Genomic DNA, 12,448 nt, shown 5'->3' with positions numbered 1-12,448 from the left:
TATGTTATACATCATGGGAAAATCATAGTTATTGGTAAATTTTATGTCCCTCCTGCTGTTCTGCAAAGTAAAGTTCCATCGGTGTGATTGCATGATTTTGTCTGAATTTATTCTTGTACGTTTCAAAATTCCAACTTTCCAGAAATTTCGTTGCTGTAACATGTCCTGATTGCAGTAAGAAACGCTGGTCTTCTTCCGTCAAATTGAACTTCGTCGTTGTTACTTTTCCAGTAGGAATAAACATCGTTCGTTCTTCCGTATGTTCATCTACATGTCTTTGATCGTGGGCCTGTAACATCGTTTTGAATATTCCTTTGAGTAAAGAAACCGGACCGTTGATATCCATAGATTGGGCATACGTACGCTTTTCTGACAGCCGGAAGCCAAAGGTCGGCCACTGTGGAATCCCCTCCACATCAAAGAGCCAGATCGGAAAGTTACTGAGCATGCCTCCATCCAGCATATAATACGGTTTCTTCTGTAATGGCGTATGCCATAGATAAGGTTTAAAAAAGAAAGGCAGTGTTGTGCTCATTCGCACAGCTGCAGCAATTGGAAATTCAGATGCTTTCAGTCCGTAATGAGGCAAATCATTAGGAAAAACGACGATCTTACCATTACTTATATTCGAGGCGATAATGGAAAGCTTTCCTTCTGGAAGATCTCCAAACGTTACAATGTTCTTACGTTTCAGCCAATCTGTCATCACTTGCTCTAAAATGTGATTGCTATAGATTCCAGAGTCAAATATGAATGGAAGGGTCTTGTTAAACAGAGGCAACCTGCTTATTCCTGTCCGTCCCAGCAGCTTAGTATAATCTAGCGAGCTCATCAAATTCCGAATTTCAGCACTGTTGTAACCGCAGGCTAACAATGTCGCAACAATCGCTCCAGCTGAAGTACCTGCAATTTTGTTCCAAGTATAGCCTCTAGCCTCCATCACCTCTATGGCTCCCACAAAAGCAATTCCCTTGACCCCCCCGCCTTCAAAGACTGCATCTGCCTTCACCTGAATTTCCTCCTTACAAAATGAAATATTTCCTGGTTATTATTAGCTTTGTAAATTAAACTATTCACGTTGAGGATATGTTTGTTATGCTTGCTTCCCCCTTCAATCGGTTAACCCTTGTGCCGAGCGCTCCGCTCAATTCCTCCCCAACGGCTTCAAACAGCTGTGATGGCAGACATACCCTCAAGCGTATAAGGAATTTTCGGGCGTTGTCCTGACATAAGTGTTCTGGCGAGGGCTTAAAAATCCAGTGTAGTGTGATGGCTAAAATAGGTAGATAAGTTTGTGTCCCGATTAAAAAAAAATTACCCTGTATCCTTTTGCCACCAGCATCTCACAAAATGGAACAGTCCATCGGATCATTTGTGTTCCCAGCCCGGCAATCAGCAGAATGGTTTCATGCTTTTCATCGCTATAACTGTCATAAGCAAGATCAATACCGTTAACGTTTAACATATGGTCATATAAGGCAGCATGCAGCACGGTATTACCAAACCGCCATAGTAACTCGTTCATTAGATCCATACTGCCGTCCTCATCACATTTCTTACGGAACTGAGGAACATCAGTAAATGACATTTGTAAATCCTGACTCACAAGACAAAACGCCGAACATCTCGAAAGCTCCTCTTTGTTCTATCCAGTAATTTATCTCGACATCTCCTCTTATTGAGATATGAAAGGACATTCGAGGATAGGCTTTTAAGGAAACGCCTTTATCGCGCGCAGATATCGGCATAGTCCCAAGGAGATTCTTAAACGCCGGTGCGAACGCTTCCGGCGATTGGTATCCATATTTCATAGCAACATCGATTACCCTCGCATCGTTTGCCTGCAGTTCAAAAGCCGCTAATGTCAAACGACGACGTCGGATGTGCTCGGATAACGTGATTCCTTTAATGAAAGGGAACATTCGTTGAAAATGATAGGTAGAGCAACAAGCTATCTGCGCTATTTCATCATATGAGATATTGTTCTCCAAATTTGTTTCGATATTATCGATTGAACTTTTCATCCTCTCCAACCAATCCATCGTTCTCCCTCCCTTCGAGTTAAATACTATCGTAAATAAAAAACTTTCCTTGCATTTCCTGCACCAAATTGTCAGCATCGTTCGCATCCCCTGAAGACCAATCCCAACAAATCTTGTCTAATTAATTTCTCCTAAGAACATGTTCTTGTCCAATACGGCAATCGGTACAAGTTCTTGTCCTTGGCTCGGGACAAGAACAATGTTCCATTGCCTTCCTCTTCTTATCTTTTTGCCACAACCAAGAGCCGTTAATCATCATTGCACTGATTAACGGCTCTGTAAATTTAATCTCTTCACATATGCTTCAACTGATTTTTGTAATACTTTCTTTTAATCATCCTGGATGCTTCTTCTGATCAGCATCGCAACAGATTGAGGTGTATAAAATATTACGTTTGGGCTTTCATGTTAATATGGGAAAACGTATTTGTCAGCCAACACTTCTTCATTTTCTAAATAGTGATATTCGATGGAACTTGATGAGTTCCGGATACAAATAGTTAATCAAGCGAGGTCTTATATTAATGTGGCTTTTATCTCGCAATAGAAGATCCATCATAATACTATTTAGGTGACTGTCTAATCCAAAATGACACAATGCTCATTTCCTCAGCTTGGAACAAGAACTTGGGTTCCTTAAATCAAAAAAGCTGCTATAATAGCGACTTTGAATGGAACAATGTTTTTGTCCTCCGACATTGATCTGAGGACATTGAATTATACATCTCAAAGTCTTTTGGAGTTAAAAGAAGACCACATATAGAGATTCTCTTATGTGGCCTGCCTTGTTTCCCCTCAAGTATTTATTTAGCACACATACTTGAAATGTTTTTGTCATACTGCTTCATTAAATTAACACGCGAATACTACCGATCAATTAATCAAGGAAATAACCTGCCCCATTATTAGCAATAATGTCTTTGTACCAATGAAAACTTTTCTTTCTGATTCTTCGAAGCGTGCCAGAGCCATCGTTGTTTTTGTCGACATAAATGAACCCATACCGTTTTTTCATCTCGCCGGTACCGTTACTCACAAGATCGATCGGTCCCCAACTTGTATACCCTATAATATCAACTCCGTCTTTTATTGCTTCAGCAATCTCTGCAAAGTGAAGATCTAAATACTTAATGCGGTAATCATCTTCAACGGTATCATTATCCAGAAGAGTATCTTTTGCACCAAGTCCGTTCTCTACGATAAATAATGGTTTATTGTACCTCTCATGTAACTGGTTACAAGTAATCCGCATGCCCTTTGGATCAATTGTCCATCCCCATTCTGAGGTTTCCAAATAAGGGTTTATTACAGAACCAAACACATTCCCATCTGTGTAATTCTTCAATATTTCAGGATCAGCACTGGTACAACGGCTCGAATAATAGCTAAAACCAATGTAATCCACTGTATATTTCTTCAAAATTTCCAAATCTCCAGGCTCAAACTGAAGTTGAATTCCATTCTCGATGAAAAAGCGTTTTGCATATCCGGGATACTCCCCTTTAGATTGTACATCAATCAAGAGGTAGGACTCTCGTTCCATTTCCATAACTTCCCAGTAATCTTCTGGATTACTACTGTATGGATACACATTTCCAGCTGCCAACATACATCCGATCATGGCGTTAGGAATAATTTCATGACAAGCCTTAACCGCCAGAGCACTTGCAACCAGTTCATGATGCGCTGCTTGATACAGAACTTGTTGTTTATTCTCTCCTTCTTCAAAAATAATGCCAGCTCCTGTATAAGGCAGATGCAATAACATATTAATCTCGTTAAATGTCATCCAGTATTTCACTTTGGTTTTATAGCGTTCAAACAATGTTTTGGAGTATTTTTCAAATAGCTCAATCATAATTCGGTTTTTCCAACCGCCATACGTTTTCGCCAAGTTCACAGGTAAATCAAAATGACATATAGTAACGACAGGCTCAATATTATACTTCAGAAGTTCATCAAACACGTCATCATAGAATTGCAATCCTGCTTCATTCGGGGTTACATCGTCACCATTGGGAAAGATGCGAGCCCATGAAATCGACATTCGAAACGATTTGAAGCCCATTTCCGCAAAAAGAGCGATATCCTCTTTATAACGATGATAAAAATCGATAGCTTCGTGTGAAGGATAAATCTCGCCTTCCTCGGGTTCAAACGAATTTAAGTTACCCATCGAAACCTGATCACGTTTAGGCCCCTTCGGCATCAGATCAATGGTCGTTAGTCCCTTACCATTAGCTAGGTATGCCCCCTCAATTTGATTGGCAGCCGTAGCACCACCCCACAGAAAACCATCCGGAAATTTATTGATTTTATTAAACATATCCAATTACCTCCCTATTTTTGTGCATATACTTTGAGTAACGGTTCTTTTTCATCTACCCTGTCATTTGCAATTCCTACAATGTCGTGATACATGGACGTATTTGTAATAACAATGGGGGTTACCATTTGATAACCGGCATCCTGGATCGCCAGCAAGTCGAACTCTACAATGACATCCCCAACCTTAACCCGATCCCCATCTTTCACGAATGAATTGAAGTGCTGACCTTTTAACTGAACGGTATCTTGTCCAATATGAATGAGTATTTCTACTCCATCATCACTGATAAGGCCAATAGCATGTTTCGTACGGTAAATCGTTTGTACAATGCCGTTTACTGGAGATACAACACGTCCCATTGTAGGGAGGATGGCTATCCCTTTGCCCATATACTCTCCTGCGAAAGTTTCGTCCTTAATATCTTGGAGTCTAACTACAGTACCTGTCATCGGACTAACGATTTCAAAGGGTTGGTCATTTAATAGACTTGTATTAGGAACGAATTCTTGTTTTTCAGCAATATTGGTTGATATCGTCTCTGTTGGATCTTTAAAACCAATAAAGTAGGTTAAGACAAACCCAAAAATAAAGGCGACGGCAGTTGCAATGAGTGACATATAAAAACTGAAATCAATACCGGCTACCTTATTTACAAAGTTAGGATAGCCGAACACACCGAGGCCTCCAAGAATGTAAAATTTTGACCCAGCATACCCCAAAAGACCTCCACCGATACCTCCGGCAATACAACTCATAATGAATGGTCTTCTTAAGGGTAAAGTTAAACCATATATAGCAGGCTCCGTGACGCCAAAAATCCCAGAAATGAATGCTGGTACACTCAATGCTTTTATTTTTTGATTTTTAGTTTTGATCAGAACCGCTAGAACCACACCGATTTGCGCAAATGAAGCCCCAAAAGAAAGCGCCATAATTGGATCTGATCCAAGTGTTCCAATATTCAGCAACGCGATGGGGATGATTCCCCAATGAAGTCCAAAAAGAACCAAAACCTGCCACATGGAGCCTATTATTATACCCGTTAAAATAGGGCTAAATCCGTAAATTTCAGTAGCGCCCGCTCCAATTAAATTTCCTGCCCATGTAGATATGGGCCCTATTACCAAAAAAGTAGCTGGGACGATGATAAGCATCGTAAAAAAGGGAACCAAGAACGTTCGTACCACTTGTGGTGTAACTCTTTTTAGAACTTTTTCTAATTTTGATGCAGAGAACGAAGCTAAAATGATGGGTATGACTGAGGAGGAATACGTCATTAAAATTACTGGCAGACCCAAAAACGTAATATGAATTGGAGATTCAAAAATTGTCCCTCCAAACAAAATGAATTGAGGATCTCCTTCACTTAAACTAGATAACGTTGGGTATACGAGTGATGCCCCTATAGCCATTCCTATAAAGGACGACCCACCGAATTTTTTCATTGCAGTGTACCCTAAAAATACGGGGAAGAAGTAAAACAGGCAATCTCCAGTTGCTTTTAACAATTGATATGTTCCAGATGTTTCCGTAATCCATCCAAAAGATAAAAACAGTTCGTTGAACCCTTTAATCATTCCTGTCGCAGCCAACAAACCAAGTAATGGCTGAAAAACACCTGAAATCATATCAATAAAACGATTGAAGATATTTCCTTTGGCTGTTTTATTTTCATCGGAACTTAAAGTCTCTTCACCCTCTACAGACCAATTTCCAAGTTTAGTGATGGCCTTATATACATCCGGAACTTCATTCCCTATCACAACTTGGTATTGACCGCCACTTTGCATGACCGTAATGACCCCAGACAGTTTCTTTAATTCTTCTGTTTGGGCCATTCCTTCGTCCCTTAATTGAAATCGCAATCGTGTTATACAATGAACAACGCTGTTAACGTTTTCAACACCGCCAACTCGAGACAAAATCTCCTTGGCCAACTGATCATAATTCATGAGTGCTCTTCCTCTCTGGCTGTGACTTTGCATCAAAAAAACTGTATGGCTGTCCAGTGGATAGACTCTAAACATCATTTCCATGCTGAAGTTCAGCGTTCTGTTTTTTTGCACAACGACGCTCAATTCTGCAAGGCTATTTTAGTAATTTCAAACTTGTCAACAGCCTTCAAATTTTGTGAAAAGTTAGCAAAAAGTACGTCTTTTCTGGCCAGAAATGGTATTGCCTGATTGAACAGTCACAACCCAGTTGATGTACAAGCTCTCTTTGCGGACAATAATAAAACACTTTTTTCAAAAAATGCAAGTGTTTTTTTACTAGGACTTGACTTATAAAAAGGTATTCACATGACCATACTTACATTTCATATATGAAAGAAAATTTAGTTCACATATTCCATATGAATTTTAGAATATTTGCTATACAAGCACATTACTATGTACTCAACTGTTACTGAAGGTGTAGGTTTCCTTTTGAATTTTTCTCCTCATTCTCTGTCACAGGTTATTGACAAGAACAAACCTTTGCTTTTATACTGATACCGAAATGAACGAAATACTAAAACCCGATGGATGTGGATTTTTCTAGAGAGTGATCTCTATTTTCGCCACACGAATGCCTATGCGCATTTGTGTGGTTTTTTTGTATGCAAAAAAGGAGGAATATTTATGAAATTATGGCATTATGCACTTATTGTATTTTTGGGAGGCTGTTGTTACGGCATACTTTCCACATTTGTTAAACTGGCTTATAACGCTGGCTTTTCAACACCAGAAGTCACTGGCGCACAATATTTCTTTGGTGCAGTTTTAAGTTGGATATTTGTGATCTTTGTCAAAAAGAGAAGCCTTACTCTCAAGCAAATTACAAAACTTCTATTATCCGGAATCCCCTTTGGACTGACAGGTATGTTTTATTATCAATCACTACAGAGCATAAATGCTTCTCTAGCTATTGTCTTACTATTTCAGTTTGTTTGGATTGGAACATTATACGAATGGGTCCTTCAGAAGAAAAAACCTACCGGGGGCAAACTAATCTCGATTGGTGTACTGCTTTTCGGTTCCGTACTAGCGGCTAACGTCTTTTCTCAAGGAAATCTCTCGTTATCGTGGCAAGGAACAATTTGGGGACTACTGGCTGCTTCAACTTTCGCTTTATTTATTTTCCTCAGTGGTTCTGTTGCGAAAGATACTTCGCCCGTATTGAAAAGCGCCCTTCTTTCAACTGGAGCTGTTATTACTGTCTTTGTGGTTTTCCCTCCAACCTTCTTATTCAACCTGGATGTGCTGGCAGGATTGAGTCCATATGGATTAGTTCTCGGAGTTTTTGGCGTTGTATTGCCTCCACTTCTGTACTCCATAGGTATGCCCCATATCGGTTCAGGAATGGGTACAATTATGACCGCATCTGAATTACCCATGGCCGTTATAATGTCTTCTCTTGTACTAGGAGAATTTGTAGGTTGGTCTCAATGGCTTGGAGTGATTATTATTTTATGCGGTATCTCATTTAGTAGCATAAGACAAAGAGGATTAAGACCACAATCTTCTATGAAGGAATATACATCTCTTTAGACTTAGAGATGTAAAGAGAAAGCTATTTGTGAATTCTATCGTTACACATATAGCAATAATCCAAAAATTTCAGAACAAGACTTGGAGCATTACAAGACTGTTTGGAACTTGCCCAGTTGTACTAGTAAACGAAAATGAACCGTTTGGTTCCCTTCTAGCGATCAACAAGGTAATATGTGGAAGAATAATTTAATCTTGTTTCTGGGGGTGATCCTACCCAACATCGAGAATTTGTTATGATAGCTGCTAAGTATAGGATACCAGAGGAGCGCGCACTAACATTTTATATACTTCTAAGGAACTTTGCCCGGTTGCAACTCCTCATGTTTGTTTTGTATATGCGAGTTCTTCTGCTCAAATAGTTTAATGGCTGACAGATTAAACGTGCCCCAGCGCCTATCTACAATTTGTACATTAAGGAGATCAATCGCAATGTACAAATTGATGTTCCTGTACCTGTTATCTGACCGAATCAAAACACTACATGTTGAACTGCACTAACGAACAAATGAGAGTAGATCTATAATAGAAGAAAAAATTTAAATCTTGTCCAACAATCACTGATGTTTGCATCATTCTTTATAAAGAATGGTCATTAAATTGTTTGCAAAAAAGTACTAATTCTTATTTAGAATAGATAACTTTCTTTTTATATTTGAAGATGTTTTAAAAGAAACCTTATCTGCGAATATATATTGATTGCGGTTCCAGTTTTTCGTATCGCCATAGTTACACTATCCTGAGCGATAGATGCATGAATTAGCTAGGGAAAACCGATTAGGTATTTTCCTAATCGTGCCATATTCTTATCCCTCGACAACTCATGTTCCATTTTGGGACCAGAATACAGGGTTATTTCAGATTAGATTTTGAACATAAGTAAAAGGGTTTCGTTTTAGGAGCTCGTATACCCGTAACCCTTATAAATTTCATGGCTCCAAGTTTCTTTTGACAAGAACTTTATAACTATACTCACCTTTGACAGCGTCATTTTTTTCAGCAATGGAACTGAGTTCTTGGTTTCAGAAAGCGAATTGTGCTTTTGTCTCGCCATAAGTTCTGTCATGATACTATTTAGATATTCATCTAATCAGTAATCGGACTATGTTCTTGTCCCTCGACATTTTTCTGTTTCCCTTTCTTCGAGAGTTTAATTTAATATTGAAAGCAGCTAGTTTGGATTGCCTAACGGGCTAGCGACCTGCATTGGCAATATTTACTCATTCCAGATTTAGACCATCCAAACACTAGCCGGAACCTGCCTGCTATTCGTAGCGAACCCCCAATTAATGAAAGTCGAGAAACGGTACAAGCAAAAATACACCCCCTAGAATTTCATCGGCTAAACTCAGGGGTTTTTCCAATGTCTATTCTAGGGGGTGCACTTCATTTTCAAATGATGAAACTAAATTCTTCATCTTTTTCTTGCGACATTCTTGATCTCTAAAGCTGGCGTTTTTTTGTTTAGCGCGCTTCATGCATTCGTTGTAGTAGCTTCTCCCCTCCCATTTTATATGTAGCATCAATGTTTAATTGTCTATTCCATCAAATCTGTTACTGCACCTCTTGAAGCAGAGGAAACTAATTTAGCATATTTGGCAAGTACACCGGATTTCACTTTCAGTGGCGGTTGTACCCAAGCTTGCGCTCGAGCGGCCAACTCTTCTTCTGGCACTTCAACCTTAATTTCCTGAATGTCGCTATCGATGGTGATAATATCTCCATTTTGGAGCAAAGAGATCGGTCCACCTACTTGTGCCTCAGGGGATACATGGCCAACTACAAATCCATGCGAGCCACCCGAGAACCTACCATCTGTTATGAGAGCAACTTTCCCACCGAGACCTTTCCCTACAATGAGTGCTGTAACGGAAAGCATCTCAGGCATACCTGGTCCACCCTTCGGTCCACAATAGCGTATGACCAATACGTCCCCTTCTTGAATTTCATCATTCATGATCGCTTCTGTCGCTTCATCTTCGCTATCGTAGACCTTTGTCGGTCCGGAAAACTGTTGTATCTTCATGCCTGACATTTTGGCAACAGCGCCTTCAGGAGCTAGGTTTCCTCGAAGCACAACCAGTGGTCCATTTGGTTTAAGCGGATTATTGAGTGGACGTATAATCTCTTGATCATTCTGTAGTGGAGCAGCTTCCGCTAAATTCTCCGCCAACGTTTTACCAGTTACGGTGAGGCAATCCCCATGAAGTAATCCCTCAGCGAGCAATAGCTTCATTACCCCGGAAACACCACCAATATCATTCAAATCCTGCATGACATACTGACCACTTGGCTTCAGATCTGCCAAATGAGGAACACGCAAGCGAATTCGTTCAAAATCATCCAAGGTTAAATCCACTTCTACGGAGTGCGCAATAGCTAGCAGATGGAGAAATGCGTTGGTTGATCCCCCTAGAGCCATAACAACGGTGATCGCATTCTCAAATGCTTTCTTCGTCATAATGTCTCTTGGGTAGATTTCCTGTTCAAGAAGTGAGATGACCTGCTTACCGGCTGCTTCGCATTCCAATGCTTTATCCGCTGAGATAGCTGATGTCGAAGAAGAACCAGGCAAACACATACCCATTGCTTCTGCAGCTGCGGCCATCGTATTAGCGGTATACATCCCCCCACAAGCCCCTGGACCTGGACAAACACTGCATTCGACCTTATGCAATTGTTCGTCTGTTATTTTTCCATCTTGATATTGCCCAACGGCTTCAAAAGCTGAAACGATATCCACTTTTTTACCGTCGAGATTACCAGGTTGAATGGTTCCTCCATATACATAAACAGAAGGAATATTCATCCGTCCAATAGCCATCAAACATGCAGGCGTATTCTTGTCACACCCACCGATTGCAACAACGCCGTCAAAACGCTCGGCTCCGGTCACAATTTCAATCGAATCAGCTATAGCTTCCCGACTTGGTAGCGAGAACAACATCCCGCCATGCCCCATCGAGATCCCATCAGAAACGGTAATCGTATTAAAAATTAGTGGAGCACCGCCGTTATTACGTGCGCCCAGCTTAGCTTGCACCGCTAAATCATTGATGTGCATATTACACGGTGTTACTTCACTCCACGTACTTGCTATTCCGATCATTGGCTTTTTAAAATCCTCATCTTGAAATCCAACTGCACGCAGCATCGCTCTGTTCGGTACCCGGTTAGCACCTTCACTGATTACCTTGCTTCGAATGCGAAGATCTTTTTTATTTTCCATGTTTCTTCCCTCATTTCAAAGTATTTCGTTCAGTTCCTGCATCGGTCGAATAAAATTTTGTTTCATTAAATTATGGGCATCGTTGCTATTTTTGCCTTCAAAAGCTTTAATAATCTGATCATGTTCTTCAACTGAAGCTAGTGTAGCCGTAATAGGTTGTTTTAAAAATACGTACTTAAATCGCCTAATGTGAATCTGAAGAGATGTATTAAATGTAGCTACATAAGGATTATCTGAGAGCTCCACAATATAATTATGAAATTGCTCATCCACCTCCATAGCCTGATAAACTTGTCCATTTTTAATAGAACTTGCGAATTCCAAATTTATGGATCTTAGTTTCTCGATCTGTTCTGGAACAATAATTTTGGCGGTAATTTCAGCAGCCAAAGCCTGAAGAGCAGCCATCGTTGAATACATCTTAAAAATATCGTTTTTCTCAATATTCGTTACTTTTGTTTCTTTTCCTGGATGCATGGACACGAGGCCTTGAACTTCGAGTAACTGAAATGCCTCCCGAATCGGTGTCCGGCTGACTCCAAGCGATTCAGCCATTTCCGCATCAATAAGCTTTTCACCTGGTTGCAGTGTTCCATCAATAATCCATCGTTGAATCTGAGAAAACGCTCTTTCTTTTGCGGACATACGTACTGGTAAGGAAAAATCTTTAGGTATTGGCATAGTTTTCATCCTCATTACAATTATTCTTATATGCAATATATCGCATACACGATCGAGAAGCAATTATTATTTCATTTACTCGCTCCATTAAGTTTATCGAGATCACTACCTGTTTTTATTGAGAGTTTGAGACAAAAAAGAGAACTATAAATTAAAAGTCTTTCTTTGAGAAATGTTACATAAGTAATATATTTTAATGTGAATGTTCTTATATAAAATTATTTGCTACTAATGAGGGCTTATGTACTTTTTATTTAGTACACATCTAATCGGCAATCGGACCATGTTCTTGTCCCTCGACATGAGTTTGTAGTTTTAACTCCCACCCCTCCGTCGTATAATCTACCTAAAACGCCGAACTCATATTCCGAGTTCGGCGTTTTTAAAATTCAATGGACACAATTAATATGCCGGTTTGATCGACTCTCGCATCCTCCAGATTCATGAATTTATGCCCTTTGTCTAAATAATGGCAAATGAATGCCTCAAAGAAGAATGAACCGTCAAAGCCGGCTTTCCAAAGGCTGTTGCATATTTCTCAACAAGTTTTTCTATAGAACGTTGTGTTAAACGTCTATTTTTAAAATGCTGTTCTACGTCCGCAGGCTTTTGAATGCCTTCCAGCCCTTAGTTTCGG

Annotated in this window: 6 protein-coding genes and 2 pseudogenes; 1 reads left to right on the top strand and 7 read right to left on the bottom strand. The window is 39.9% G+C overall.

The window, feature by feature from the left end; all coding sequences use genetic code 11:
* Window positions 1–28: 28 nt before the first annotated feature.
* From MKY95_RS17465 to MKY95_RS17450, 4 genes and pseudogenes are all read right to left on the bottom strand, one after another.
* Complete coding sequence (locus tag MKY95_RS17465) at window positions 29–1,009, bottom strand: patatin-like phospholipase family protein (protein WP_047843258.1); 981 nt, start codon at window positions 1,007–1,009, stop codon at window positions 29–31.
* A 456-nt stretch (window positions 1,010–1,465) separates the two neighbouring features.
* A pseudogene (locus MKY95_RS17460) lies at window positions 1,466–2,042 on the bottom strand (helix-turn-helix transcriptional regulator); the annotation flags it as partial.
* Window positions 2,043–2,919: 877 nt separating this feature from the next.
* On the bottom strand, window positions 2,920–4,368 hold the full coding sequence (locus MKY95_RS17455; protein WP_036613869.1) for a 6-phospho-beta-glucosidase: 1,449 nt from the start codon (window positions 4,366–4,368) through the stop codon (window positions 2,920–2,922).
* Window positions 4,369–4,382: 14 nt separating this feature from the next.
* Window positions 4,383–6,323 carry a beta-glucoside-specific PTS transporter subunit IIABC gene (locus MKY95_RS17450; protein ID WP_076317718.1) on the bottom strand — a complete coding sequence of 647 codons (1,941 nt, stop codon included), beginning with the start codon at window positions 6,321–6,323 and terminating at the stop codon, window positions 4,383–4,385.
* Window positions 6,324–6,992: 669 nt separating this feature from the next.
* On the opposite strand from MKY95_RS17450, the gene MKY95_RS17445 reads away from it, so the two are divergent.
* The gene (locus MKY95_RS17445; protein ID WP_036613873.1) at window positions 6,993–7,901 is read left to right on the top strand and encodes a DMT family transporter; all 909 of its coding nucleotides are present in this window, start codon (window positions 6,993–6,995) and stop codon (window positions 7,899–7,901) included.
* 1,537 nt (window positions 7,902–9,438) lie between these two features.
* Here MKY95_RS17445 and ilvD read toward each other — a convergent pair.
* The 3 genes and pseudogenes from ilvD to MKY95_RS17430 form a co-directional block, all read right to left on the bottom strand.
* Window positions 9,439–11,130: a dihydroxy-acid dehydratase gene (gene ilvD / locus MKY95_RS17440; RefSeq protein ID WP_076317719.1), complete on the bottom strand. Its 1,692-nt coding sequence runs from the start codon at window positions 11,128–11,130 to the stop codon at window positions 9,439–9,441.
* A 15-nt stretch (window positions 11,131–11,145) separates the two neighbouring features.
* Window positions 11,146–11,811, bottom strand: a complete 666-nt coding sequence (locus MKY95_RS17435; protein ID WP_047843257.1) for a GntR family transcriptional regulator — start codon at window positions 11,809–11,811, stop codon at window positions 11,146–11,148.
* A 471-nt stretch (window positions 11,812–12,282) separates the two neighbouring features.
* Window positions 12,283–12,393: pseudogene (locus MKY95_RS17430) on the bottom strand (tyrosine recombinase XerS); the annotation flags it as partial.
* Between the last annotated feature and the right edge of the window lie 55 nt (window positions 12,394–12,448).

The sequence above is a fragment of the Paenibacillus sp. FSL P4-0176 genome (assembly GCF_037975265.1).
GTDB lineage: Bacteria > Bacillota > Bacilli > Paenibacillales > Paenibacillaceae > Paenibacillus > Paenibacillus amylolyticus.
The sequence above is the reverse complement of the archived record's forward strand: the minus strand, read 5'-3'. Positions and strand labels throughout refer to the sequence as shown.